The organism is Jeotgalibacillus salarius (assembly GCF_004405125.1).
Taxonomy (GTDB): Bacteria; Bacillota; Bacilli; order Bacillales; family Jeotgalibacillaceae; genus Jeotgalibacillus; species Jeotgalibacillus salarius.
In genome coordinates this window covers 102,399-128,497 of the sequence record NZ_SORX01000004.1, presented here as the reverse complement: position 1 = coordinate 128,497, position 26,099 = coordinate 102,399, and the positions used below count along the sequence as shown (strand labels likewise).

At 44.8% G+C, this 26,099-nt stretch carries 28 protein-coding genes and 1 riboswitch; of the genes, 18 read left to right on the top strand and 10 right to left on the bottom strand.

Going from position 1 to position 26,099, the window contains the following annotated elements; all coding sequences use genetic code 11:
• Positions 1–63: 63 nt before the first annotated feature.
• Genes E2626_RS08120 through E2626_RS08110 form a run of 3 tightly spaced genes read right to left on the bottom strand, consistent with a single transcriptional unit; the run spans position 64 to position 1,964 of the window.
• Positions 64–573, bottom strand: a complete 510-nt coding sequence (locus E2626_RS08120) for a GNAT family N-acetyltransferase (RefSeq protein ID WP_134381247.1) — start codon at positions 571–573, stop codon at positions 64–66.
• Positions 560–1,099 carry a hypothetical protein gene (locus E2626_RS08115; protein ID WP_134381246.1) on the bottom strand — a complete coding sequence of 180 codons (540 nt, stop codon included), beginning with the start codon at positions 1,097–1,099 and terminating at the stop codon, positions 560–562. The genes E2626_RS08120 and E2626_RS08115 overlap by 14 nt, the downstream gene beginning before the upstream one ends.
• 37 nt (positions 1,100–1,136) lie before the next feature.
• Positions 1,137–1,964 (bottom strand): DUF2268 domain-containing putative Zn-dependent protease, encoded by an 828-nt coding sequence (locus tag E2626_RS08110; RefSeq protein ID WP_134381245.1) that lies wholly within the window; start codon positions 1,962–1,964, stop codon positions 1,137–1,139.
• A 113-nt stretch (positions 1,965–2,077) separates the two neighbouring features.
• Between E2626_RS08110 and E2626_RS08105 the strand changes: the two genes are divergently transcribed.
• Positions 2,078–2,443: a VOC family protein gene (locus tag E2626_RS08105; RefSeq protein ID WP_134381244.1), complete on the top strand. Its 366-nt coding sequence runs from the start codon at positions 2,078–2,080 to the stop codon at positions 2,441–2,443.
• Positions 2,444–2,499: 56 nt separating this feature from the next.
• Here E2626_RS08105 and E2626_RS08100 read toward each other — a convergent pair whose 3' ends face one another.
• The 4 genes from E2626_RS08100 to E2626_RS08085 all read right to left on the bottom strand — a co-directional run bounded on the left by E2626_RS08100 (position 2,500) and on the right by E2626_RS08085 (position 5,175).
• A complete protein-coding gene (locus E2626_RS08100; RefSeq protein WP_134381243.1) occupies positions 2,500–3,264 on the bottom strand; it encodes a class I SAM-dependent methyltransferase in 765 nt (254 codons plus the stop codon).
• A gap of 474 nt (positions 3,265–3,738) precedes the next feature.
• The gene (locus E2626_RS08095) at positions 3,739–3,918 is read right to left on the bottom strand and encodes a hypothetical protein (RefSeq protein ID WP_134381242.1); all 180 of its coding nucleotides are present in this window, start codon (positions 3,916–3,918) and stop codon (positions 3,739–3,741) included.
• A gap of 178 nt (positions 3,919–4,096) precedes the next feature.
• A complete protein-coding gene (locus tag E2626_RS08090; RefSeq protein WP_134381241.1) occupies positions 4,097–4,621 on the bottom strand; it encodes a GNAT family N-acetyltransferase in 525 nt (174 codons plus the stop codon).
• Positions 4,618–5,175: a histidine phosphatase family protein gene (locus E2626_RS08085; RefSeq protein ID WP_134381240.1), complete on the bottom strand. Its 558-nt coding sequence runs from the start codon at positions 5,173–5,175 to the stop codon at positions 4,618–4,620. Before E2626_RS08085 ends, E2626_RS08090 begins: the two co-directional genes overlap by 4 nt.
• A gap of 81 nt (positions 5,176–5,256) precedes the next feature.
• On the opposite strand from E2626_RS08085, the gene E2626_RS08080 reads away from it, so the two are divergent.
• The 3 genes from E2626_RS08080 to E2626_RS08070 all read left to right on the top strand — a co-directional run bounded on the left by E2626_RS08080 (position 5,257) and on the right by E2626_RS08070 (position 6,907).
• Entirely contained in the window at positions 5,257–5,481 is a 225-nt protein-coding gene (locus E2626_RS08080) for a hypothetical protein (RefSeq protein ID WP_134381239.1), read from the top strand.
• 220 nt (positions 5,482–5,701) lie between these two features.
• Positions 5,702–6,328, top strand: coding sequence for a class I SAM-dependent methyltransferase (locus tag E2626_RS08075; RefSeq protein ID WP_134381238.1), 627 nt, complete (start codon positions 5,702–5,704; stop codon positions 6,326–6,328).
• Between the two features lie 42 nt (positions 6,329–6,370).
• Positions 6,371–6,476: riboswitch (SAM riboswitch) on the top strand.
• 89 nt (positions 6,477–6,565) lie between these two features.
• Positions 6,566–6,907, top strand: a complete 342-nt coding sequence (locus tag E2626_RS08070; RefSeq protein ID WP_134381237.1) for a hypothetical protein — start codon at positions 6,566–6,568, stop codon at positions 6,905–6,907.
• A gap of 78 nt (positions 6,908–6,985) precedes the next feature.
• On the opposite strand, the gene E2626_RS08065 is transcribed toward E2626_RS08070, so the two are convergent.
• Positions 6,986–7,510 carry a hypothetical protein gene (locus E2626_RS08065; RefSeq protein WP_134381236.1) on the bottom strand — a complete coding sequence of 175 codons (525 nt, stop codon included), beginning with the start codon at positions 7,508–7,510 and terminating at the stop codon, positions 6,986–6,988.
• A gap of 208 nt (positions 7,511–7,718) precedes the next feature.
• Here E2626_RS08065 and E2626_RS08060 point away from each other — a divergent pair, with 208 nt between their 5' ends.
• On the top strand, positions 7,719–8,720 hold the full coding sequence (locus tag E2626_RS08060; protein WP_134381235.1) for a tRNA dihydrouridine synthase: 1,002 nt from the start codon (positions 7,719–7,721) through the stop codon (positions 8,718–8,720).
• 86 nt (positions 8,721–8,806) lie between these two features.
• On the opposite strand, the gene hpaB is transcribed toward E2626_RS08060, so the two are convergent.
• Positions 8,807–10,240, bottom strand: a complete 1,434-nt coding sequence (gene hpaB, locus E2626_RS08055) for a 4-hydroxyphenylacetate 3-monooxygenase, oxygenase component (protein WP_134381234.1) — start codon at positions 10,238–10,240, stop codon at positions 8,807–8,809.
• Positions 10,241–10,491: 251 nt separating this feature from the next.
• Here hpaB and E2626_RS08050 point away from each other — a divergent pair, with 251 nt between their 5' ends.
• From E2626_RS08050 to E2626_RS08035, 4 genes are read left to right on the top strand one after another with little or no spacing between them, the layout of a single operon-like run.
• Entirely contained in the window at positions 10,492–11,574 is a 1,083-nt protein-coding gene (locus E2626_RS08050; RefSeq protein ID WP_134381233.1) for an iron-siderophore ABC transporter substrate-binding protein, read from the top strand.
• 1 nt (position 11,575) lies between these two features.
• Positions 11,576–12,610: a FecCD family ABC transporter permease gene (locus tag E2626_RS08045; RefSeq protein WP_208528132.1), complete on the top strand. Its 1,035-nt coding sequence runs from the start codon at positions 11,576–11,578 to the stop codon at positions 12,608–12,610.
• The gene (locus E2626_RS08040; RefSeq protein WP_134381232.1) at positions 12,607–13,638 is read left to right on the top strand and encodes a FecCD family ABC transporter permease; all 1,032 of its coding nucleotides are present in this window, start codon (positions 12,607–12,609) and stop codon (positions 13,636–13,638) included. Before E2626_RS08045 ends, E2626_RS08040 begins: the two co-directional genes overlap by 4 nt.
• A complete protein-coding gene (locus E2626_RS08035; RefSeq protein ID WP_134381231.1) occupies positions 13,638–14,453 on the top strand; it encodes an ABC transporter ATP-binding protein in 816 nt (271 codons plus the stop codon). The genes E2626_RS08040 and E2626_RS08035 overlap by 1 nt, the downstream gene beginning before the upstream one ends.
• 349 nt (positions 14,454–14,802) lie before the next feature.
• Here the strand turns inward: E2626_RS08035 and E2626_RS08030 are convergent, their stop codons facing one another.
• Positions 14,803–15,030 carry a hypothetical protein gene (locus tag E2626_RS08030; RefSeq protein ID WP_134381230.1) on the bottom strand — a complete coding sequence of 76 codons (228 nt, stop codon included), beginning with the start codon at positions 15,028–15,030 and terminating at the stop codon, positions 14,803–14,805.
• 484 nt (positions 15,031–15,514) lie between these two features.
• On the opposite strand from E2626_RS08030, the gene E2626_RS08025 reads away from it, so the two are divergent.
• The 9 genes from E2626_RS08025 to fabG all read left to right on the top strand — a co-directional run bounded on the left by E2626_RS08025 (position 15,515) and on the right by fabG (position 26,094).
• Positions 15,515–18,706, top strand: a complete 3,192-nt coding sequence (locus E2626_RS08025) for a BTAD domain-containing putative transcriptional regulator (protein WP_134381229.1) — start codon at positions 15,515–15,517, stop codon at positions 18,704–18,706.
• Positions 18,707–18,817: 111 nt separating this feature from the next.
• Complete coding sequence (locus E2626_RS08020; RefSeq protein WP_134381228.1) at positions 18,818–20,023, top strand: substrate-binding domain-containing protein; 1,206 nt, start codon at positions 18,818–18,820, stop codon at positions 20,021–20,023.
• A gap of 93 nt (positions 20,024–20,116) precedes the next feature.
• Complete coding sequence (locus E2626_RS08015; RefSeq protein ID WP_134381227.1) at positions 20,117–20,890, top strand: ABC transporter ATP-binding protein; 774 nt, start codon at positions 20,117–20,119, stop codon at positions 20,888–20,890.
• On the top strand, positions 20,865–21,572 hold the full coding sequence (locus E2626_RS08010) for an ABC transporter ATP-binding protein (RefSeq protein ID WP_134381226.1): 708 nt from the start codon (positions 20,865–20,867) through the stop codon (positions 21,570–21,572). Before E2626_RS08015 ends, E2626_RS08010 begins: the two co-directional genes overlap by 26 nt.
• A gap of 12 nt (positions 21,573–21,584) precedes the next feature.
• Positions 21,585–22,445 (top strand): branched-chain amino acid ABC transporter permease, encoded by an 861-nt coding sequence (locus E2626_RS08005; protein WP_134381225.1) that lies wholly within the window; start codon positions 21,585–21,587, stop codon positions 22,443–22,445.
• A 4-nt stretch (positions 22,446–22,449) separates the two neighbouring features.
• A complete protein-coding gene (locus E2626_RS08000; RefSeq protein WP_134381224.1) occupies positions 22,450–23,457 on the top strand; it encodes a branched-chain amino acid ABC transporter permease in 1,008 nt (335 codons plus the stop codon).
• Complete coding sequence (locus E2626_RS07995) at positions 23,454–24,464, top strand: 3-oxoacyl-ACP synthase (protein ID WP_134381223.1); 1,011 nt, start codon at positions 23,454–23,456, stop codon at positions 24,462–24,464. Before E2626_RS08000 ends, E2626_RS07995 begins: the two co-directional genes overlap by 4 nt.
• Positions 24,461–25,354 carry an intracellular short-chain-length polyhydroxyalkanoate depolymerase gene (phaZ, locus tag E2626_RS07990; RefSeq protein WP_134381222.1) on the top strand — a complete coding sequence of 298 codons (894 nt, stop codon included), beginning with the start codon at positions 24,461–24,463 and terminating at the stop codon, positions 25,352–25,354. The genes E2626_RS07995 and phaZ overlap by 4 nt, the downstream gene beginning before the upstream one ends.
• Positions 25,354–26,094: a 3-oxoacyl-ACP reductase FabG gene (gene fabG, locus E2626_RS07985; protein WP_134381221.1), complete on the top strand. Its 741-nt coding sequence runs from the start codon at positions 25,354–25,356 to the stop codon at positions 26,092–26,094. Before phaZ ends, fabG begins: the two co-directional genes overlap by 1 nt.
• Positions 26,095–26,099 lie beyond the last annotated feature (5 nt).

Below are 26,099 nucleotides of genomic sequence, written 5' to 3'. Positions count from 1 at the left end.
CCCACAGTGCATATATTCATGCCATTTCAGCATCGTTAAATACCTTCTCATTCCCATTCACCACTACTTATGCAGATCATATTGTATTAACCGGCTTCTCTTACCCTCATATTCTTCTAACCCGACCCTGCTGACTTCTTGAAAGCCTAATTTTTCAAGCATTCTCCGCGACCGGATATTAGCTTCGTGTGTTTCTGCGTAAAATACGGTCAGGTTCAACTCCTCTACACCATATTTCATCATAAGAACTGCCGCCTGAGCGCCAATCCCATTCCCCCACAATCCACTTTTTCCTATCGCAATACCAATCTCAGCCGACTGCTCACTGATCGATGCTAAGTCTGCATAACCGATTAATTCACCATCTAACACGATACCTAATCGGACGAAGTTTTCTGGCGGCTGATTGACATTGCTGATCCACCAGTGCCGAAGCTCTTCTGGATTTCTCTCAATCGGCCATCCGTTTGCCTGACAAAAAGTGAGGTCACGGCTCCATTCAAGAACCGCTTCAACATCATTTAATGACAGATCTCTGAGTGTAAGCTTACTCTCGCACTTACGAACCTTCATCCCTGTTTAATTCCTTTCTGTTTTCAGTTGATGCAAGAATGACATCATATTCACTCGGCGCTGGAAATTCTTCTGTCAATGTGATTGTCACTCCTCCAGGGGTTGCGCTAATATTCATAAATGATTCCTCAAGCTCCAGAATGACTGTATGCAGCTGAATATCTTCTTCCTCCGGATAGCCGTAAGCCCAAGCGTTATTGATCGTGTTAAATGCTGTTGAATAGTTTGATGCTGAAACCACATATGTCTGATACGGTGAATTGATTTCCTCATACTGAAGCGGTTCAGGCGTATTTTGTTCACGGATCAACAGTACATCATGACCAGAGGGAAGAAGTTCGTTCCATTTCATATGCCAGAATTTTTCCGCAGCATTTTCTTCTTTGGGTCTGAAACCGAGAAGTGATGTAGACAAATGCATTTGAAACTCACCTTTATGCGTTTTGTAAACCAGCAGTCGTTCTGAATACAGACCTTTAAAATGCATATTTTTCAGCTTTTTAATATAGGTATAGTTCGTTGTCATGGCGTGCTCCTTTCAAGAAGATCTGAGTTCCACGTTATCAATCAGAAATTACACACTTGATATAAACCGGAATTTTCTCTTCTGCTATATGTGCCAGTTCTTCAAACGTAACGCCGTGCTCTAAAAGTTTCCCGACGATGTCCCAGCCTGCATAATACGCTTCCCTCCGGAGACCGGTTGTGCCAGTACCGAATATAAACCTCGAAACCGTGTCTGCTGACTGGTCGTCAAGGAAAGGAATGATGCCATTTAATATGTCTGAATGTCTTTCTCTGCAGGCTTCAAGCCAGCCGTCCTGATGCTCAATATACTTTCCCTCAGGTTCTCCGGGTACATAATATTCACTTATACGCGTAGCAAGTCCCTCCTGCATTACCGTGGAACCGATTGTGCGCTCCCATGATGGCGTTAAACCGGCTGTCTGCGCATGAACGATATGAGTCAGTTCATGAGCAAGAAAGATATCCGATTCCCCACCTTCAACCGGCAGACACACAGCCACCCCTTCACCATATGGCGCAACAAAAGGGTTTTTCTCAAATCCGCCGACAAAATAAATAACTGTAAGATTTACAGGCTGATGATATCCCATTATTTCTTTTATAGCTTTTAGTGTGCGTTCCAGTTTACTTGTCTCAGGGTTCCAGTCTTTTAAGTCTTGAACATGTTCAGCATACTTTGAAAAGGCCTGATCAAGCAGCTCCCTCGCCATCTTCTGACCCTCTTCGCCAGGAGGAACAGCTGCAAAGTTGTAATGCTCCTGCCAGAGCCTCCACCTTACATCAGCATCTATCCCAGTCTTACTTGCTTCTTCATAAAAACGCAGAAATTTCGGCACCATATTAATCACTTCAATATGATTCATTGATACACCTCCATAGCTTCACTTCTATTTAAATGAAGGAAATTCCTTTCTTTTCCTGTAAATGAAGGAGATAATCTATCTATACATATTTTTTACAACAGGAGGCGACATACATGATTGTTGGCTTACACCATGCACAAATCACAATTCCAAAAGGGACTGAAGAGCAAGGGAGAAAATTTTACTGTGAGATTCTTGGATTTGTTGAAAAAGAAAAGCCTGTATCGCTAAAAGGACGTGGTGGTTTCTGGCTGAAAGCTGGAAACACTGAGGTTCATGTCGGAACGGAAGAGGGTTTTGATCGAACTGCAACTAAAGCGCATCTTGCTTATGAAGTAACGGACCTGAGCTACTGGAGACGCATTCTTGAAGAAGAGGGAATTGAGATTCTCGAGGGGATTCCTATACCGGGATTTGAGCGCTTTGAGTTCCGGGACCCTTTTGGGAACAGGGTTGAGATGATTCAGAAAATCAACTAAAACATTAAAAGTGACTGCGCACGCATGCAGTCACTTTTAAGCATCTAGTAAAATTTTTAACTTATTTTCCTGCATACATAAACCATCTCATCACTCTCATTCGTCAGCGGCGTCTCTTTCCAGTCCTGATAAATATGTACGATTTCAAGACCATGTGAATCCAGCAGCCTTTCCATTTCTTTCGGAAATACATATCTCAAACTGATGTTGGTTCGCTTTTCATCAACCATCTCATCATGGGTATTTTTATATTTTCTGATCGTGGTGTAATGCTGGATTTGCTGAAGCGCATCATAGTGGCTAATCGTCGATACGTCCACTTTATGTTCGCCGTCTTTGTAGCTCCTCCAATATTCCTCTGTCGCAGGCTGCAGCAACTCTTCAGCACTAGGAAATCTGGTATTGAAAATAAATATACCTTCGTCTTCTAAATGCCTGTTCACAGAAGAAAGTAATCCGTCCTGCTCTTCATTGGTCAGGAAATGCTGAAAAGAGTTTCCGACTGAATAGATCAATGAACTCTTCATACCCAGGCTTAGTTTTGTAGCATCCTGTTCAAGCCACTCCACCTTAAAACCGGCAGAAGCTGATTTCTTACGCGCTTCATTCAGCATACCTTTATGTACATCCACTCCTGTAACCTGCAAACCCTTTTCTGCCAAAGGAATTGTTACTCTGCCAGTGCCACAGGCCAGGTCAATGATAGGTCCGGGCTTTACTGATGCCCATTTAAATAAAAATGGTACCTCAGAAATATAGCTTCCATTTTCTTTATCATAAAGGATTGGATCATCGTATTCTTCAAAATTATTTGCTGTCATTTAATTACTCCTTCAAATTCAGCCAGTCTTCAAACGCTTGGCTTTATTAAAACTCAATATTGTTTATTGCTTCTTTAACTAATACACCCATTACTTTAAGTACAATACTTCATAAAAGTAGTTACACTTTTAGGTGATTAGCTTTACCTGAATTTTTCTGGTTCATCTACATAAAAATCAAGAAAACCACAATTTGAACAAACATAACAGGGGTTTATGTTACTCAATGTTTTTGCGTTGGGTTTTACATCTGCTTTATAAACTCTAATTGGATGACTATCTAACCTAGCCTCAACCATAACTGACTCACATTTAGAACAGATTCTCTCCACTACTACACCTCCTAATAAGGAAAAATTCAACGTCTTTTCTAATTACTATTTCTATTAAAGAAAACTGCCCCTTTAGCGAAATAAGCGACTGCTCTTGTTAAGAAATGGCATCCAATTCTTCAATACTGTAATTCATTATTAACTACTTGGATGAGTATTTACTTCCTACTATTTTAGATACACCCGTAAGAAGCAACCCAATAGTAGCAATAATATAAGAAAAAATATTACTACCATTTAATTCATTTTCCATAATAGCTAAAGCTAGACCACCAGATAAAAACATTAAGAAGCCTAACCAAAATAATTTTCTGTGAATCATACAGCACCTCCAAGTGACATTAGCGATGACTTCCTGTTTTTGTTTCAAACTTGCAGTTATCTCGACTTCAAGTCTTCAATAAACCCGCCTCCTTATTTGAACAATAAATGTTTTATACGCTTAGCTTTGTTTCACGTGGAACAATTGAAAAATGAGGGTTCAAACTGTTATGTAATTACTACTTTTCATGGTTTGTGCTATTCCATACGAAACTAATCAGCTGCAGTTTCTGATCATTCAGAAAAACTTCCTCGTCTTCACCTTCAACTGTCTTAAAGCTATTTTTTAAAAGGACTTTCTGAGACGCAATATGATTCCGTGTCGTTTGAGCAGTCAGTTTTTTAATACCTTTCTTTTGAACTTCAATGATTAATAGCCGTAAAGCTCTTTTGGCAATTCCCCTTCCCGTAAATGACTCACCAACTCTGTATCCAATACTGCCGGATTGCTCAGATTGATTAATATCAGTCACATTCACCCTGCCAATAATCCGGTCTGCTTCATCTTTAATCAGATAGAAATATGATAGTCCTTCTGCCTGTTCATCCAATAATGCCTGATGTCTTTGAGCAAATATCTCCGGCAAATAGTAGTCATCTCCGCGATCCGGTATCATGCTGGTGAAGTACGATCGATTTTCAGTTTCAAATGCCAACAGATTTTCATCATCTGACGCTTGTAATGGCTCAATTCTGATATTCATTCGAATCCTCCTATCCGCTCAACCCACTTCAACGCTCTCTCTTCAAAGCTCAGTTTATGAATATCCGGCATTGCAAGCTCCTTCCAGAATGCGAAATCATACACCTGATCAAAGTAATTCATGATCAATACCATGATGTTTCCATGTGCCCCGATTACAATGTTCTGTCCCTCAAATCGCTCAAGAACATCAAATAGCGCCTGAACACCTCTTTCCTGAGCAGCTACATTAGATTCTCCGCCATCCCAAGAGAAGTTGAAATCCTCCCAGACTCGTGTAATGGCTTTTGTAAAATCTTCTGCAGGTTCATCAGTCAATGCCCGTTCCCTGAAATCCTCCACGATCTCAACTTCTTTTTCTATGTATGCAGCAATTCCTTCAACCGTCTGTATCGCACGTTTATATGGACTTGATATGACGACATGTATATTCTCTGACTTTAATATTTTTGTTACTTCAGCAGCATCGCCAAGGCCTTTTTCAGATAAAGGGCGGCTGTGTTCATCCGTTGTATAAACAGAATGGGCATGCCGGACTAAATAAATGTTCGTCATTCATCTTCAACTCCAATGAAATATCAGAAAAAATAGTTATTTCCTTATTTTATGATATCATAATTGTAAGGAGGCGGTTCGTTGAGTACCAAAAAGAAAAACATATTGTATTTTGTTGGAGGTATCCTGACTGCTACTTTGATCCTTCCACCGCTTGCTGCAATGGGTGTTCCTTCGTTTGATGTTGTGTTAACAGTAATGTTTGGAGAAGGAAATCCACTTGCGATTGTTTTCAGTATCGTGTTGATTGCTGCGGTGCTTTTTGTGATGAGCAGGCTTGCGGGGGGAAACGCACGTCCTGATTGATGGGGCGTGTTTTTTATGGAGTGTACACTGTGGGGACGGAGGTTAAAGTGTCATCTCATGACATTTTATCCTCCGTCCCCACAGTGCACATGCTATAATTAATACAAATAACTGGAAGGTGTGGTTACATATGAAAAACGCTGAAGCAGAGGTTATCGGACGTTAAGACGGAAAATTCTTATGTATACCCGTCATTTTGTAACATACAGGAGGAGCATTTTTGCTAAATAATACTGGATTTGATTTATGGGCAGACAATTACGATGAATCGGTAAAGGTGAGTGAAGAAAACAACTTATATCCTTTTGCCGGTTATAAAGAAATACTGAATCAGATTTTCAATATAGTAATGGAAAAGAAAGATACTGACGTGCTTGATATTGGATTTGGCACAGGCGTTTTAACGAATAAACTTTATGAAAACGGACACCTAATCGATGGCGTTGATTTTTCAGCTCAAATGATTTCAATCGCGGAGGTGAAGATGCCTGCAGCAAATCTGATGGAGTGGGATATTGTAAACGGACTTCCCGCTGCACTTCAGGAGAAAAAATACGATTTTATTGTCAGCACGTATGCGCTGCATCATCTGAATGATGAAGAAAAGATCGTATTTATCCGTGAACTGTTATCTCATTTAAAAACAGGAGGTCAGCTGCTGATTGGTGATATTGCTTTTGGAAAAAGAGAGCAGTTGGAAGCGTGTCGTGAAACGCATCTTAAATCCTGGGATGACGATGAGTTTTATTTTGTCGCTGACGAGTTGAACACTGCATTGGATGGCGTGTGTGCATGTGAGTTTTATGAGGTTTCGCATTGTGGTGGTGTGATGGTGATAACCGTCTAAAGACAATTCACCACAAAATGGTATAATACAATCAATTAAATAAGGTTATCAAGAGTGAACGAGAGTACTGGCTCAACGACTTCACAGCAACCTGCCCCACAAGGTAAGGTGCTTCAACCAGCAAAGCTCAGGCTTTGGATGATAACGAACGGACCGTGGTCCCTGTTGTATTCAATGCAGCAGGGACTTTTTCGTTTCTCTTGATTCTTATTTAAAAAATTTGAAGGAGAGATGAAGATGAATGCTTCAGGAATGTTGAGGGGTTATGCTTCAAAAGCAATGCCGAATGACGCTTTCTTTAATCATGTGACAACGACGATGGAAAAACAGTTAAAACAGTGGAATCCGGATTATGAGTTGCTTGTAAATACGTCTGATGATTACCGAATCGTGGTATTACAAAATGAGAAACGTTACACGGCAACATTGAGCGCTGAAGAATGGGCAACACTTCAGCAAACAGCACCTTTTTCGGTTGATCGCGCAATTTGGCAGCAGCTGCAGGAGCAAGGGCTTGAGGTGAAGCTTGGTTTTGGCGATTATATTGAGAAGGCCATGGGGACTTTTAAGGGGATTTAACTGAATATGCACTGCCGGGACGGAGGTTAGAGTGTCATCTCATGACACTCTAACCTCCGTCCCCACCATGTACACGCCTTACTTCCCCCACGACCGCTTCCCCCGCTCACTCTCATCCAGCATCCTCCTGTAATAACCCATCACATACCTTTCATACACTTCAGCAAGCTTAGCTTCTAATTTAGAACCGTACTCCAGTGATTCCCATGCAACATCCGGTTCTTCGTCCAGTGCCTTTTTCATCGCTGTAAGTACTTCTTTTTCAAAAGACCTGCCTTTCAAAGAAGGGTTGGATAAGACATTTGTAATGAAACTGTAAACTCCAGGATGTCTCTGTGCCTCATCAAGCAGATTATCAACATCACAGCCAAGTGCTACAAGTGCCCCCTGTCTCAGGATTTCCGCCTCTTTTCCATGAAGAAAGATGCTCCCTTCACCTATTTCTGTGAATAGAAAGCGCTTATAATCAATTGGTTCAAAGTCAATGTTGTGACCAAAACCGCCATACATTTTGGTCATATCATGATACATCCACAGGATATGCTTGATCGTATCCCGGCACTCACTGAAAGAATCCCACGTTAATATGAAAGGATTTGTCATGTCACTTCTCTCCCAAACATTTTTTACCATTATACAATAAAGAGCACGGTTCCAACATTTCCTTTACTATGTGAACCTCCTCCCCTTGCACTTTCCCCAAAATCCTATTAAAGTATATACAGACCAAAATCAAGTGAAACCAGTCATTGATGATTTTATATAATATTTTTGGGAACATGTTTCCTCTATAGAAAGGGTTCAGATAGATATGAAAGATAATTTCTGGCAGGAGTTGCCGCGGCCGTTTTTTGTGCTTGCGCCGATGGAAGCGGTAACTGATGTCGTGTTTCGTCATGTTGTGAGTGAAGCAGCGCGACCTGATGTGTTTTTTACTGAGTTTACGAATTCGGAAAGCTATTGTCACCCAAGAGGTAAAGACAGCGTCAAAGGGCGACTGACTTTTACAGAAGATGAGCAGCCGATTGTTGCGCATATTTGGGGAGACAAGCCTGAATATTTCCGTCAGATGAGTATTGGGATGGCTGAAATGGGCTATCGCGGTGTGGATATTAATATGGGCTGTCCTGTGCAGAACGTTGCAGCGAACGGAAAAGGATCAGGGCTGATCCGACATCCTGAGACTGCGGCTGAGATTATCCAGGCAGCAAAAGCAGGAGGACTCCCTGTCAGCGTGAAGACGCGTCTTGGCTACACGAATCTGGATGAGTGGCATGACTGGCTGAAGCATATTCTTCAACAGGATATTGCCAACCTGTCGATCCACCTGCGTACGAAAAAAGAGATGAGTAGCGTGCCTGCTCACTGGGAGCTGATCCCTGAGATCAAAAAGCTTCGCGATGAGATTGCACCGGATACACTTCTTACAATTAATGGCGATATCGAGGACCGTCAGATGGGCCTTGAGCTTGCTGAAAAGTATGGGATTGACGGTGTCATGATTGGGCGGGGCATTTTCCATAACCCGTTCGCATTTGAAAAGGAAAAGAAAGAGCACACGAGTGAAGAACTGCTCGACCTCCTTCGTCTGCAGCTGGATCTGCATGACAAGTATTCAGAAGAACTCGAGCCGCGTCCATTCAAACCGCTCCGCCGCTTTTTCAAAATCTATGTACGCGGATTCCGTGGTGCAAGTGAGCTGAGAAATCGTCTGATGGAGACGGAAACGACTGATGAAGTGCGTGATTTGCTGAATGAATTTAGAGCAGAAAATGGCGTGCAGGAAGAGCAGGGTTTTTCGGTTTCTAAATAAGTATGAGCGAAGGCTGGGCCTGTCCCAGCCTTCACGCTGTGAGAGAAAAGCTGATTTGGCTTTTCTCTTTTTTTAATGAACTCCATTTAGGTCCCCCCAAGAAAATCCTTCACCATCTCAACTGAACCTTTTCTGTCATAGTTGCCATACAACTGATCTGCCAGCCGGACAGGGTCACCGAAAAAGAATCTTTCATATAACTTCTGCCTGGAACCAAAGGCACTCATCGACACATCCCATGCTAAACGGAATAATTTCACCCTCTCAAAGCCATCCTGATTGGCAGACTGTAAATGATGATTTAATACATCCTTACGATCTGTTCCGAAGTCCTTTTCAGTCGGAATCGCAACAAGTCCACTCGCGCTGATCAGCTGAATGATTTCGATAAAGCGCGGATAGATCCTTGGATAGTAATTCACTGCCGCAAGTAATGGATTCGGGTCCGGCGTCATTGTGCCCCACTGATTGAGTTTTGCATTTCTCTCTGCCTCATATAAAAAGCCCTTCATCGCTTCAAGCGCAATTGCCACTTCAGAAAACTTCTCGCGTATATGCTGGTATTCACTGATATTGATGCTATCAATGATCAATTGAACGGTTCCCATTATAAATTCTGTTTTAATCACATTTTTTGATACAACCTGATGTGCAGTATGTTCAAACATATGACTCCTGCTGTATAACAGACTTTTGACAATTGAACTGCCATGCAAAAACACCCGGTCCCATGGAACAAGCACATTGTCAAAAAGGACAATCGCGTCCATTTCATCAAATCTGGAGCCGAGCGGATGATCATAATGAGCGTCCTTATAAGCAAAGGATTCACGACAGATGAACGTTAGTCCAGGTGTGTCACAGGGAATCGCAAAGGCGTAGTTAAAAGCTTCGTCATTTATATTAGAAGGTACAGGATAGACAAGAATTTCATCCGTCATGCCTGACTGGGTTGCCAGAATCCGTGAACCATTAATGATAATCCCGTCTTTCGTTTTCTTCACCATTCGCGCTGCAATATCTTCACTGCCTTCTTTTTTTGAGCGGTCTTTTTGCGGGCTGACAAATACGTGGGTTAAAGATAAATCCTTCTCTTTTATATATTCATAGTAGTTCTTTATATTTTCCACACACTTTTCATCCTCAGCAGCAAAAAGCTCAGCTGATGCATTTAACACCATCAGAATCGTATTCATATAATCCGGGGATCTGCCCATCATGCCGGCATTACTCTTCGCCCATGTCTGAACCATGCGTCTTCTTTTCTCTAAATCCTCTTTTGTTTTCGGCTCTAGAAAAGAAGTCCCTATACGGTTTCCTGATGTTCCGGAGACAAACGTCATTAGCTCTTTTAATTCAGGCTGATGCTGAAGATCATACAGCTTCGCCTGGCTCTTTATCACGCCTTTAAATGCCGGATGATCTGAAATTTTTCCGGTTATGCGGTTTCCATCCAGCAATATATCCGTTTTCAATTGATTGATCCGGTTAATGTACTGCTCCCCTGTTGAGATACCCATCGTTACATGCTCCTTCTTTAGAAAAGGTCTGGTACTTATAGGTATGAGGGGAAATGGATTATGTGACTAGTACATGAATGTTTCAGAGAGGGTTTTTCATACCTCTCTTTAAGAAGTTTGGGTCTGTCCCAGACTTCTTAAAATATTGCAACCATTTCAAAAATATATTTGACAGATTACAAAATACAGTCTAAAGTGATGATAATGATAATTGTTATCAATTAACTTAAAAGAAGGTAGGAAAAGATATTATGACGTTTAAAGGAAAGTCTCCACTATTTACATTATCAATGTCAGCACTGCTGATGTTTGCACTGGCTGGGTGTTCAGATGATTCATCTTCTGAAGAAGAAACAGGAACAACGGAAGATACGAATACAGAAAGCACTGAAACAACTGATACTGACGCATCTTCAACTGAATATCCAATCGTAATTGAACATGCGCTCGGGGAAACAACAATTGAAGAAAAACCTGAACGTGTTGCAGCCATTGCGTGGTCAAATCATGATGTACCACTTGCACTTGGCGTGATGCCAGTTGGATTATCAGCTGCAAACTACGGCGTGCAGGATGACAGCGGAATCCTTCCTTGGACTGCTGAAGCAATTGAAGAGCTCGATGGAGAAGAGCCAGTTCTTTTCCAGGATACTGATGGCATTGACTTTGAAGCAGTAGCAGATGTAAACCCTGATGTGATTCTTGCAGCATACTCAGGACTGACGCAGGAAGAGTACGATACGCTAAGCCAGATTGCACCAGTTGTCGCTTATCAGGAAGCACCTTGGGTTTCTTCATGGCGCGACCAGGTTACATATAACTCAATGGCAATGGGTATGGCAGAAGAAGGCGAACAGCTGATTGCTGATACTGAGCAGCTGATTGCTGATAAAGTGGCAGAATACCCTGAATTCGAAGGAAAAACGGCTGCATTCTTAAGTGTTAACGCTGCTGACCTTTCATCATTCTTTGTTTATTCACCTGAAGACCCGCGTGGTGCTTTCCTTGGAGAGATCGGCATGGAATATCCGGATAGCCTGTTAGATGAATTCACTGATCCAAATGCATTTTACATCGAAGCGAGTACGGAAAACGCTGATATGCTGAATGATGCTGATGTCCTTGTTTCATACGGTGATGAGAATACATTGGAAGCATTACAGAATGACCCGATTCTTGGTCAGGTTCCGGCAATCGAAAGAGGATCTGTTGTGATCATCGGGGATAACACACCGCTTGCAGCATCAGGGACACCAAGTACACTGTCAATTGAGTATACGATTGATGAGTACCTCACACTTATGTCAGAAGCTGTAAGCAAGCTAGAGCAATAAGATGAATCAACTTTCCGTTACAGCACAGAAGCAGTGGCATCTGCCCAAAAACTTTATCAAGCTGCTGGTGATATCTGTTGTACTGTTAGCGGTATGTATATTTGCTTCTCTTGCATTCGGGTCACGGGCACTGGCAATGAACGATATCATTTCAGGTCTGTTCAATGCTGATGTTCAGACCCACGAGGCAAATGTTGTACGGCAGAGAATTGCAAGAACCATATTCGGCTTCATGTGCGGCGCAGCACTTGGGGTATCCGGGGCCTTATTACAATCAGTGACCCGGAACCCGATTGCTGACCCGAGTATACTCGGTGTCAATACCGGGGCTGCACTGTTTGTCGTTTGCGGGATTGCCTTTTTCAACATTAACAGTTCAGCGCAGTTTATTGTGTTTGCCCTTGCAGGTGCCATACTGACTGCTATTTTTGTATACGGAATTGGTGCAATGGGTCGTGGCGGTGCCACGCCCCTTAAGCTCGTTTTAGCGGGTGCTGCAACAAGTGCTGCATTATCATCACTTGTGATGGCCGTCATGATCCCCCGTTCGAGCGTAATGGACCAGTTCAGATTCTGGCAGGTAGGCAGTGTCGGTGCCGGCACATGGGATTCAGTGAAAATTTTTATTCCTTTTCTTGTCATTGGTCTGATTATTGCTGTCGTCACAGCACCTGCGCTGAATGCGCTTGCCTTAGGTGATGAAGCAGCCAAAGGTCTTGGCGTGAAGACAGGGACGCTCAGAGTGATCGCTGCGCTTGGCGGCGTCATGTTATGCGGTGTGACAACCGCACTTGCCGGACCGATTGGATTTATCGGTCTCCTCGCTCCTCATCTGATCCGTCTGATGATCGGACCGGACCTGCGCTTTATGATTCCGATGTCTGCCATCTCAGGTGCGATTATTTTAAGCATTTCTGATGTTGCCGGACGCGTGCTTGGAAGTCCAGGTGAGCTTGAAGTTGGGGTCGTTACAGCATTTGTCGGAGCACCTGTATTAATTTTAATTACAATGAAAGCGAAAATGCGTGCATTATGATGAACGAACTGATTTATCCTATAAAGTCAGGAAGAATAAAAAGAAGACGCAGATTTTTAACTGTAACGACGATCCTTGCTGTTCTTGCATTTGCACTCAGCTGCACCATGCTGATGCTTGGCAATACAATCTACCCGGTAAGAGACGTCATCGGCGTGCTGATGGGTGAAGAAGTCAGCGGTGCGTCCTTTGCAGTTGGCACCATCCGTTTGCCGAGAATGATTGCAGGCGCATTTGCAGGATTTGCGTTCGGTGTTGCCGGTCACGTGTTCCAGACGATGCTGAGGAACCCGCTTGCGAATCCAAATGTCATCGGCATTACTGCAGGCTCAAGCGCTGCTGCTGTATTCAGTATCATCGTGCTGCAGGCGAGCAGTACATTTGTATCTGTATCGTCCATTATTGGCGGACTGGTCACGGTACTGGTGATTTTCACGCTTTCTAAAAGCACGTCATTTTCTATTGGGAGATTAATTCTCGTTGGAATCGGGATTCAGGCGATGCTCAATGCAGTCGTCTCCTACCTGCTGCTGATCGGACAGGAGAATGATATTCCGACTGCGATGAGATGGTTAACAGGAAGTCTGAACGGTGCAACAACAGAAGGTTTGTACCCGTTGATTGTGACAGTTCTTATCTTTTCACCGATCATTCTCGCTCTCGGCAGACGGCTTGATATGCTCGAGCTTGGTGAACAGGCTGCAACGTCACTGGGCATTAATACGAGTCAGACGAGGTTTTTACTCGTTGTCAGTTCTGTCATGATTATTGCTTTAGCGACAGCTGCTACTGGTCCAATTGCCTTTATCGCGTTTTTATCCGGACCGATCGCTAAAAGACTTGTCGGTGCAGGATTCTCAGGAACGATTCCAGCAGGCCTTGTCGGGATTATTCTGGTGCTGGCATCTGATCTGATCGGTCAGTTCGCCTTTACTGCACGGTATCCTGTAGGCGTCATCACAGGTATACTTGGTGCACCTTACCTGATTTACCTGCTGATCAGAATGAATCAAAAAGGAGATTTATAATGAAACAGACACATACTTTCCGAGCTGACAGCCTGATTGCCGGATATGATGAAACACCTATTCTTCATAACATTGATGTCACGATTCCGAGTAACGAAATCAGCATCATCATTGGTGCCAATGGCTGCGGAAAGTCTACCCTTTTGAAAACCATGGCCAGACTGATCAAACCGACAGCCGGTGAAGTCACAATCGGCGGAACACCGATCCAGAAGATTCCGCCAAAGAAACTGGCACGCGTGCTTGGACTGCTGCCTCAGACACCGATTGTACCTGAAGGCATTACTGTGACCGATCTAGTCGGACGGGGCCGCTTCCCGCACCAGTCATTTATGAAAGGCTGGAGCCAAAAGGATTATGAGGCTGTGAGCGATGCAATGGATATGATGAATATCACAGAATTCGCCGACCGTCATATTGATGAGCTGTCAGGCGGTCAGAGACAGCGTGTCTGGATCGCGATGGCACTTGCGCAGCAGACGGATATTCTCTTCCTTGACGAACCAACCACCTACCTCGACATCACCTACCAGGTTGAAATCCTGGATCTGTTAACAGATTTGAACCGTAAGCACGGAACAACGATCGTAATGGTACTGCATGATATCAATCTATCAGCCCGCTATGCAGATCATATCTTTGCCCTGCGTAAAGGAAAACTGATCGCAGAAGGTGATCCGTCAAGTATCATTACAAGCCCGCTGATTGAAGAAATTTTCGGCCTGAAATGCTCAGTCATGAAGGATCCGATTTCAGGCTCCCCTTTTGTAGTGCCGATTGGCAGGCATCATAATAAGATCAGGAAGCATTCATAGGCTTAAACCGCAGAGCGTTTTCTGCGGTTTTTTTGTTGCAAAAAAGTGAATCTGACTCGTTACATTTGAGATATTTTGGATAGGCTTACTTATGAAAAATGAAAAATTTCGTTGCCTGATCCAGGACAAGAATAAGGAAAAAAATGAGGGAAAATAAAATCATCCACGAGTAGATATTCTTTTTACTTTGGAGGATTTTGATGATCATAAAACCTGATATTCCTATTAATATGGTCATTCCGACAATAGATACGAGGATATTGAAAACGAACATAAGTAGACTCCCTAAAAGTTTTAATCGTTAATTCCCTAAAGCATTTTCTAATTTGTAACACCCGCTGCCTGACTTTTAAGCATTCCCTGAAAACCACGTCACAACAAGCGCCATACTAACCACACCGAATGCAACCGCTGTCCAGATAAACCGGATGACCGTTTTAGCTTCCTTTTCACTACCTTCACCATCAGGGTTACTTTTCAAAAACTTCACACGGTCTTTCATTGATTTACTAAGTACTATCAGCACAATAAATCCAATCACAACAAAAACAATCGTAAACCATAGCAGTAAGTCCATATCAACACACCTCCTGTTAAAATGATTTAAAACCTGTTCGTATTCTCAATTTTCATTTCAAAGACATCTTACATTTAAAGTTATCTTTATTCATTTGCCCACTACTCAAAGGTGGTTTAACAAATGTACGTTTGAGATGAAAAAATGTTCCATGCCCAACAATTTAACTTCTTTATATCATGATTAGAAATTGTGTAAAAGTAATGTTTAATACAGAAGCAAGAGCCCTCTCCCCCCTCTATTGCGAATTGGTCACTAAAAATTAAAACTATCTCTGACACAGACGACATATATTAGTATGAATGAAGTTGGTGGTTTAATAGATGCAAGACCCCAGTATAGAGCAGCAAGATTCGTCCCCTTTAGTTCACTACACCTATACCCCCTATCCAATTTGTTTTGATATACTAAAAATAGTAAATAAGTGAACAATTTCTATTTCGCTGGTTTGTGATCAGTTTGTTAGAGTACTGGAGGTGATTGAATGAATACACCGATTCTTGAATCAAAGATTAAAGCACCGACTGCGTATGCGCGTTATTTAAGACGTGCGGCGGTCAGTGTGAAGTTAAAGCAGCTTTACCAGTCTCCTTTGACGCTCATTCACAGCGGGGCAGGCTATGGTAAGACTTCTTTGCTTTCACATGTGCTTCAGGATGAAAAGAAGCTTTACAGCTGGTATACAGCTCAGGAGGAAGATGATGATATTCAGCCGTTTCTGCTTTACTTAATGGCAAGTATTGAGCGGGTTTTGCCTGGTGTTGATAGTGATTTCAGAGAAAAGCGCACGCTTCTTCACTACCCTAAACCTTCAGATCTGCAGGGTTGGGTGACTTCGTTTATTGAAGCTTTATCGCCGATTGATGAAGAGTTTGTGATTGTGATAGATGACTATCATACGATTGATCATGTGTTCAGCATTAATTTTTTCATGGAGAAAGTGATCGCGCTGCTGCCGGATACGGTGCATATTGTACTCTGCAGCCGTCAGAAGCCGCGCTGGTCTAACCTTTTAAAGCTGCGCAGCTCAGGACAGCTGGTGGAAATTTCTTCTGATGATCTTCAGTTTAAAGCTGATGAAATCAGATATTTTTATGAGGATACATATCGGCTTCAGCTGACTGATGATACGATCGCAGATATTTATCGTGTAACCGAGGGCTGGGCGATTGCAGTTCAGCTGATCGGCAGTTATCTTGCTGGGTCAGGCGAGTCTCATTTTTCCTTTCCGGACCTCCCGACTGATGAGCTTTTTCAATTTTTGGCACAGGAGGTTGTTGGCAAGCGTTCTTCTGAGGAGCAGCATATGCTTTACCGGCTCAGTCTGATGGAGTCGTTTGATCTGCAGGCGATTGATCATTTTTATGGCGAAAAAGGAAAGCGCTTACTAAAGGAGCTGATGTATGCTCACATGTTTGTGCATCAGATCGGGGCATCGCATTACCGGTTCCATGCACTCTTTCACCAGTTTTTACAGGATACCTTCCAGACGGAAATGCCGGAATCCTGGCTTCAGCAGCACCAGCAGCTTGCAGAATATTATGCGGATCATAACAATGTGATTCAGGCGATGAACCATTACCGGATTGTGAATAATCAGCAGCAAATGGCTGAACAGGTAAGTGAGTTTGGTCCGCAATTGATTGCGCGCGGACAATTCGATTATCTTGAGGATCTGCTTCATCAGATTCCAGCCACGCTGAAGGACATTCATTATCCGCTGTACCACCTTGAAGGAGAAGTTCACCGCTATAAAGCCTATTATGAAAAGGCAAAATCCGCTTACCTTGAATGTGCTGAACGATCCGGGGAGAAAAAGGATATTTATACAGAAGCCAAATGTATGATTGGGATCGCATCTATTTATATTGATACGATCCAGCCGCTCTATGCCGAGCCTTACCTAGACAGTGCCCTGAGGCTTGCCGGTTCAGTTTCAGACTTTGATCCTGCGATGATTGAAGAGTGGAAATGTCTTCGGATTGAAAATCTGGTCAATCTGGGACAGGCAGAGGAAGCTGAGCATCTGATGCAGCGTTTTAATATGCGGATTGAAGACCTTCCAGCTCATAATACTGATGTGCGTCTGCATCTTAGGAGAGGCCGTCTTCAGGAAGCACGCGCGACGGTTCTGAGTAAGAAGCAGCAAACGGCTGCGCTGCCGGAAATGTTTCGCGAAGGGACAATTCTTGCGTCATTTATCAGTTCAATGCTTGGACAGGCAGAGGAAGCACTGACACTCGCAGAACGCGGTGTTGAACATGGGCGTGATGAGAAGTCCATCTATATTGAAGCGGTCGGCTATGTCCGGAAAGGTCATGCGCATCTGATTTCTCCTGTGCGGGAGCTTGATGAGGCGCACAGCTGTTATCGGAAGTCGATTGAATTGCTGACGCTGTACGATTTAAATCGTGCAAAGGCAGAACCGCTGATGGGCCTTGCAACTGTGCTTGCTATGCAGGGACTTACAGAGCAGTCTGCCGAAGCCTATGATGCCGCGATTCGTGAAACAGAGAAGGTTCAGGATAACTGGCTGTCTGCTTATCTGCTGGTTGGCAGAGGCCATGTAAGGTGCCATCAAAACCGCACAGAAGAGGCGATTCATGATTTTCGGGAAGCGCTTGAGAGCTTCATCCGGTGTGGTGACCGGTTTGGTGAGTTCGTTACACGCTATTATCTTCAGGCTCAACATTTTAAACAAAGCGGTACCTTTAATATAAATGAGCTCGAAAAACTGACAGACCTTTTTCTCACTGAGTCGTTTGATTTTCTGTTCAAGCAACATTCACTGTTTGGACCGGTCGACCCGGCACAGGCACTCCCTTTCTGGTACGAGGCAGCTAAAAAGCTGACACAGGAAAAAAGGCAAAAGGTTTATAAACGGCTCGGGCTGGCAGAGGAAATACGGCCACCTTCCTACACGCTGCATGTCAGGCTGCTCGGTGCATTCCATGTGACAAGAGGACAGACCACCATACATGAAAAAGAATGGCGACGGGAGAAGGCAAAGGAGCTGTTTGCGCTATTTGTGCTCAATCGGAATCGTTATCTGAATAAGCAGGAGATTTACGATGAATTATGGCCTGAAGTCGGACCCGAGCAGGCAGAACGTGATTTCAAAGTAACTTATAATGCGATGCTGAAGGCGATAGAACCGGAGCGGGAAGCCAGGAGAGAGTCCTATTTTATCGAACGCAAGGGACTGCTTTACAGGATACGACCCGAGACCAGGATCCAGATTGATACGGAACAGTGGCAGGCTGAGATTGAAGAATCGTCAGAGATAAAGGACCCCAGGCTTCAGCTGCGTTATTTGAAAAAGGGTATCAGCTATTACCAGGGGGAGCTGTTTGGTGAGCGCGTGCCCGACAGCAAATTGATCCGACGCGAACAGGAGCTTTTTCATCAGAGCTACTTAGAGGTAATGGAGCGGATCGCCCAACTGTATACACGCTTGCAGGATTATAATAAAGTCATTTACTGGGCTGAGAAAATTCTTGCTGAGGATCTCACCTGGGAAGAAGCCTACCGCCTGCTGATGTTCGCTTATTATCAAAAGAAAAATCGCCGGCGTGCAATGGAGCTCTATTCCTCCTGTGAACGTATTCTTCGTGAGGAGCTTGGTGTACCGCCAATGGAAACGACTGAAAATATGTATGATCTGATTCGTCTCTGAACGTTTGCTTCAGAGGCGTTTTTATGTTGTAACTCATTTGTAACTCCTGCCGCATACACTTGCAAAGAAGAAAGAAAACGCTTTCAAAAGAATACAGGAAGGGGAAATACGATGATTAGAAAATGGGGTTCCACGCTTGTACTGTCCTCTGCTTTGCTGCTGGCTGGCTGCGGAAGTCAGGCTGATGGTAATGCGGGAGACGAAGACACAGTCAAGGTCGGTGTACTGGCTTCATTAACAGGGGCGCTTGAGTCTTATGGAAAGCAGACGCAGCGCGGGTTTGAGCTTGGTCTTGAATATGCTACTGACGGAACAATGGAAGTCGCGGGCAAAAAGATTGAAGTTGTATTTGAAGACACAGAAACAAAGCCGGAGGTTGCGGTTCAAAAAGCCACTAAATTACTGGAAGAAGATGACGTTGATTTCCTTGTCGGTTCCTCAAGCTCAGGGGATACACTTGCTGTACTTCCACTCGCTGAGGAATATGAAAAGATCATGCTCGTTGAACCGGCTGTTGCTGACAGTATTACTGGCTCAGAATTTAATAAATACATTTTCCGCACAGCGCGTAACTCTTCCCAGGATGCAGTAGCAGGTGCCGCTGCCATTGCCGGTGAAGGTGTAAAGATTGCCACTTTTGCACCTGACTATTCATTCGGCTGGGACGGCGTAGCAGCATTTAAAGAAGCCGCAGAAAACCTTGGTGCTGAAATTGTACTGGAAGAATTCGCTGACCCTGCAGCCACTGATTTCACCTCAAATCTACAAAAGGTCATTGAAGCAGATCCGGATTATCTATTCATCGTCTGGGCGGGAGCAAACTCTCCATGGAACCAGATTGCTGATATGAAGCTTCAGGAAAAAGGGATTAAGATTTCAACCGGTGCCCCTGATATTCCGGCTCTTAGCATTATGGAACCGCTCGTTGGAATGGAAGGGTTCAGCGTGTATTACCATACGCTGCCGGATAATGAAATTAATGATTGGCTTGTTGAAGAGCATAAAGCCCGTTATGACGGTGAAGTACCTGATTTGTTCACACCGGGTGGGATGACTGCTGCCATTGCGATTGTGGAAGCACTGGAGAAATCTGAAGGCTCTGTGGATGCTGATGAACTGATCGGGATCATGGAAGGCATGTCATTTGAAACGCCTAAAGGCACGATGACATTCCGTCCTGAAGATCACCAGGCGCTTCAGCCAATGTATTCGATCACGCTTGAAGAACAGGAAGGCGTGCCATATCCTGTGCCGGTTTTGGTTGAAGAGCTGTCACCTGAAGATACAGAGCCGCCAATTATGAACAACCCGGAATAAAGCTTGAGGGCAGACGACAACAGTCGTCTGTCCATATGCCGAAAGAACATGATTTTCGTCTTTCGGCATATGGACAGAAAAGGAGGAAAACAAATGGCTTTACTGGAAACGAAAAACCTGACAATTCAGTTCGGCGGACATACAGCAGTGGATGATGTCACCTTTTCATTGCCTGAAAAACAATTCAAATCAGTTATTGGCCCAAACGGCGCCGGGAAAACGACATTCTTTAACCTGTTAAGCGGTGAACTGAAGCCTACAGCGGGTGAAGTTTTTTATAAAGGGAAATCCCTGAACGGCGTCAGTGCCGTAGACAGAACACGCATCGGGATCGGCCGGTCCTTTCAGATTACGAATGTATTTCCGAGCCTGACTGTATTTGAAAATGTCAGACTCGCGGTTCAGTCGCGGGAAAAGGTGCGCTACACCTTTTGGAAAAGCGCTCGCTCCTATCACCGGCTGACAGAGGAAGCACACGAATTATTGAAGCAGGTATTACTTGATAACAAGGCTCAGATGATCGCTTCCCAGCTTTCCCACGGAGAGAAACGGAAGCTTGAGATTGCCATGCTCCTGGCGCTGGATACGGAGGTTCTGCTCCTGGATGAACCGACTGCCGGCATGTCACTCGAGGAAGTGCCTGCGATTTTAAATGTGATCCGCTCTATTAAGGAACAGGGCGACAAAACCATTCTGCTGATTGAACATAAGATGGATATGATTCTTGACCTTTCTGACTCCATTATGGTGCTTTTCAACGGGCAGCTGCTGGCAGACGGTTCACCTGAGGACATTATGCAAAACGAAACCGTGCAGCAAGCTTATTTGGGAGGGTATGAGGATGACAGATCTGTTAGAAATGCGTGACGTGCATACCTATATAGGCGAATATCACATTTTACAGGGCGTGAATTTCACTGCACCCAAAGGCCAGGTCAGCGTACTGCTTGGACGTAACGGGGCCGGTAAGACGACAACGCTGAAAACCATTATGGGTCTTCATCCGTCAAAAAGCGGATCTATTTTATTTGAGGGAAATCCGATTGAAAAGCTGCCTACACACAAAATTGCTCAGAGCGGCCTCGGCTATGTACCTGAGGATCAGGGCATTTTCGCCACACTGACAGTGGAGGAAAATATCCGCGTCGCCATGCGTGATCAGTCAGAGGCTACAGCTGAGAGGGTTGATTACGTCCTGAAGCTGTTTCCCGACCTGAAAAAGTTCTGGAAAAAAGACGGTGGCAACCTGTCAGGCGGACAAAAGCAGATGCTGTCTATGGCCAGAGCATTCGTACAGGACAGCCGCCTGCTGCTCATTGATGAACCATCCAAGGGGCTTGCGCCAGTGGTTATCGGGAAAGTAATCGAAGCGATCCACGAACTGAAAAAACAGTCGACGATCGTTCTTGTAGAACAGAACTTCCGGATGGCTTCCCTGGTTGGCGATACCTTTACGCTGATTGATGATGGCCGCACAGTCCACACCGGTGAAATGGGCTATCTGGTCGAAAATGAAGAAATGAAACGCAAATACCTCGGGATTGGTTAAGGAGGGAAAACGATGGAATTGCTCATTAATTTACTTATTAACGGCCTGGCAACAGGTATGCTGATCTTTTTACTCGCAGCCGGGCTTACACTGATTTTCGGGCTGATGAGTGTGCTGAACTTTGCGCATGGTGGACTGTTTGTATGGGGCGCATTCGCAGCAGTGTGGATGTACGCCACAACAGGCAGCTTTATCCTCGCAATTCTCGGCGCGGTTGTAACCGGCGTTATACTCGGATTCGTCACAGAAAAGCTGATTATTACACCTGTTTACGGCAATCACGTTCAGCAGATTCTGATCACACTCGGCTTTATGCTGGTGCTGACAGAGATGATTAAAGTCGTATTTGGGCCTAACCAGCTTGCGGCTAAGGTGCCTCCTTATCTGGCTGGCAGCTGGGAGGTTGGCGATGTCATTCTGATTAAATACCGGATGTTTATTATCTTAATTGGATTTGTTGTATTTGGCATCATTCAGTTCATTCTGAAGCGTACAAAGATCGGCTTAATTGTCCGGGCTGGTGTGTTGAATAAAGAGATGGTTCAGGCGCTCGGGAACAATATTAAGCAGGTGTTTCTGTTTACCTTTATTGCAGGAGCAGCCCTTGCGGCACTTGGCGGCGCACTGATGGCACCTTATTCCGGTGTGGTCTATGCAGAGATGGGCCTTGAGTTCGGCATACTGGCTTTTATCGTTGTAGTGATAGGCGGAATGGGCTCACTGCCCGGCTCGCTGATGGCTGCGATTCTGGTCGGCCTGGCCGGAAGCTTTATGGCCTATTATGTTCCCGCTTTATCTCTCGCCGTTAACATGATCCTGATGGCACTCGTACTGATTTTCAGACCGCAGGGCTTATTTGCGGCAAAGGGGTGAAAGTATGTCTAAGGTATTATCATTGAATAAAAGCATCTATTTGATTATTGCACTCGCACTGCTGATTTTTCCGTTCGTATCAGATTCCAGGACCTGGACAATCCTGCTGACTCAGATTTTCATTTTTGCGATCCTTGCGATGAGCTATGACCTGCTGCTCGGCTATACCGGTATTGTGTCATTTGGGCATGCGATGTTCTTCGGAATCGGCGCATACAGCACAGGGATTGTATTGGATACATTCGGACCCACATTACTCTTTTTTGTCCTTTCCATTGCAATAGGGTTCATTCTTGCAGCGGTTGTGAGCTTCTTTGTCGGCATTTTAACACTGCGGTTAAAAAGCCATTACTTTGCCATGCTGACGCTCGCCTTATCCGGTCTGTTTCTCGTAGCAGCCGAAAAATGGCGTTCACTGACGTTTGGAAATGACGGCTTCACCTTCCGTGCACCTGAAATCTTTCAGGACCGGTTAGTCTTTTATCTGCTGTCACTCGGCTGTCTGATTGCCGTATTTATTTTTTTAAAGCGCTTTGTTTCGTCTCCAATGGGTCATGTGCTGATTTCAGTCAGAGAAAATGAAAACCGTACAGCCTCTCTTGGCTTTAAAACGCTTCATTATAAAGTCATTGCGTCTGTTGTCGCAGGTGTCTTCGCATCACTTGCCGGTTCACTTTATGCGGTTTCACTCCGTTTTGTTAACACGAGCGTCATGACGATGGACATTACACTGGATGCCCTTTTAATGACGATTATCGGTGGCGTTGGCACACTGGTCGGTCCAATTCTCGGTGCAGGGGTGATCGAACTTGCCCAGCATTATCTGTCAGGACTTGCGCGTGATTATCCAATTTTTGAACGCTGGATCATTTTGTTTGGCATTCTCTATATTGTGGCTGTGATCTTCTTCCCGCGTGGCATTGTCGGCGGTATTCAGAGTATCTATGCAAGGCTTACAGGCAAAAAGGTAAAAGTCGCAGGTCCGATGAAAAAGAGTGTGGTGAAATCATGACCGGCATCGCAGGGATCGGAAGCTATCTTCCGGATCACTATATGACCGCTGGCCAGCTGTCTGAGCTGTCAGGTCTTCCGGAGACGGTGATCCGCGAAAAAATGGGCATTACAAAAAAGCCGGTTGCAGGTCCTGATGACCACACTGTTGAAATGGGCATACATGCCGCCGAGCGTGCGCTTAAACATGCCGGTATCAGTGCCAAACAGCTGGATCTGATCATTTATATCGGTGAGGAGCATAAGGAATACCCGCTCTGGACAGCCGCCATCTATATGCAGCAGCGGCTTGGTGCCACACGTGCCTGGGGATTCGATGCCGCACTCCGCTGCGGTACCGCCATGATGGCGATGAAGCTTGCAAAAGATATGATGACAGCAGATCCGTCAGTCCGCTACGTGTTACTTGCCGGCGGATATCGTAATGAGGATTTTATTGACTATCAAAATGAGCGCACACGCTTTATGTTCAACCTTGCATCAGGAGGCGGTGCCCTCGTGCTATCAAGGGAAATGGCAGATAACGAGCTGCTCGGCAATTCAATCGTCACTGACGGCTCCTTTTCTGAGGATGTCATTGTCCCTGTCGGCGGAACAAAAGCACCGCTTACAGCTGACGATCTGGCCGCAAACCGTTATAAACTTGATGTGCCTGATCCACAGGGTATGAAAGCGCGCCTTGAAGCAAAATCCATGCAAAACTTCCTGTTTGTCATCCGTGATGCACTTGAAAAAAGCGGCTATACTCAGGCGGATATCGACTACCTGAGCATTCTTCATATGAAGCGCTCTGCCCATCAATATGTATTACAGCAGCTCGGATTGCATGATGATCAATCAATTTATTTATCAGATTACGGCCATATCGGTCAGTTTGACCAGATTATTTCGTTAGAGCTCGCGCTTGAAGAAAAGAAAATCAATCCCGGTTCAGTCGTCGTTCTGGTCAGCGCCGGAATCGGCTACGCCTGGGGAGCGCAGGTGATTAAATGGAGGGAAACCGAATGACATTGAAAACTGTACACCTTAAAAACGGCGAAAACATCACCTACCGCATGCGTCCCGGCGGCGAAGAAGTGATTGTACTCGTACACGGCAATATGACATCATCCATGCACTGGGATCTTCTCATCGAAGCCCTCCCCTCAGACTATACGATTTATGCCCCCGATCTTCGCGGGTTCGGGGGCTCGAGCTACAATGAGCCCATCACCTCTATCAAAAGCTTTTCTGAGGATCTTGCAGCGTGGATCGACCAAATTGGACTGACACACTTCCACCTCGCCGGCTGGTCACTTGGCGGTGCAGTTGTGATGCAATATACCATTGATCACCCGGAAGCGGTTGCGGCACTCATCCTTCTCGCATCCGCTTCCTCAAGAGGATATCCTTTCGTGCAGTACCTGGACCCTGATGATTTAACAAAGGTAAGGCGGCTGACGACAAAGGAGGAAATTGAACAGGACCCGCTCCGCACTCAGCATATTCAGGGGCTGTATGACAATAAAGATCGTGAAGGCCTGAAAGCTGTATGGAATGCAGGCATCTATACGCATAAAAAGCCGGATGACGAGAGATATGAAGCTTACGTTGATGACATGCTCACCCAGCGGAATCTTGCAGACGTCTATACGGCACTTAATACATTTAACATCAGCACAGTTTCCAATGAAGCAGCAAAAGGAACAGGCGCTATTGAATCAATCAAAGCACCGGTGCTTGTGATCAGCGGAGACCGGGATATGATCGTCCCGCAACAAATGACGGATGAATTAATCACTGATTTAAAAGGGCACGCGAGGCATGTTCAGCTCACTGATGCCGGTCATTCACCGCTTGTGGATCAGCTTGATGAACTTGTGCGCGTAATAGATGAATTTATAAAGGAGGAGAGATGATGCGTCTTCAGGATAAAGTAGCCATCATCACAGGCGGAGCAAGCGGCATCGGGAAAGCCGCCACTGAACGCTTCCTTGAAGAAGGAGCCCGCGTGGTGATAGCTGATTATAATCAGGAACAGGGTGAGCTGCTGACCGGGGAACTTACAGATCATCAAGATAGGGTGGCCTTCTGCCAGACAGATGTGTCAAAGGAAGCACAGGCAAAAGCAGCTGTAGCCTTTACGCTCGAAAAATTCGGCCGTCTTGACATACTCGTCAATAATGCCGGCATTACACTTGATGCCATGTTTGCCAAAATGTCTGAGGATCAGTTTGATCAGGTTATGGACATTAATGTAAAAGGTGTTTTTCATATGACACACGCAGCCCTTCCCCACCTGATTGAACAGGGCTTTGGAAAAATTATTAATACGTCTTCTGTGAGCGGCGTCTACGGAAATGTCGGGCAGACCAATTATGCTGCGTCTAAAGCTGCAGTAATCGGCATGACAAAATCATGGGCAAAAGAGCTTGGCCGCAAAGGCATTCAGGTCAACGCCGTTGCACCAGGATTCACTGCAACACCCATGGTAGCAAAAATGCCTGAAAAAATAATTGATCAGATGACATCCGTCGTCGCACTTCAGCGCCTCGCTGAACCACGCGATATCGCAAATGCCTATTTGTTTCTCGCTTCCAATGAGGCAGATTATGTACATGGACACGTGCTGCATGTAGATGGCGGCATAATGATGTAGAAAGG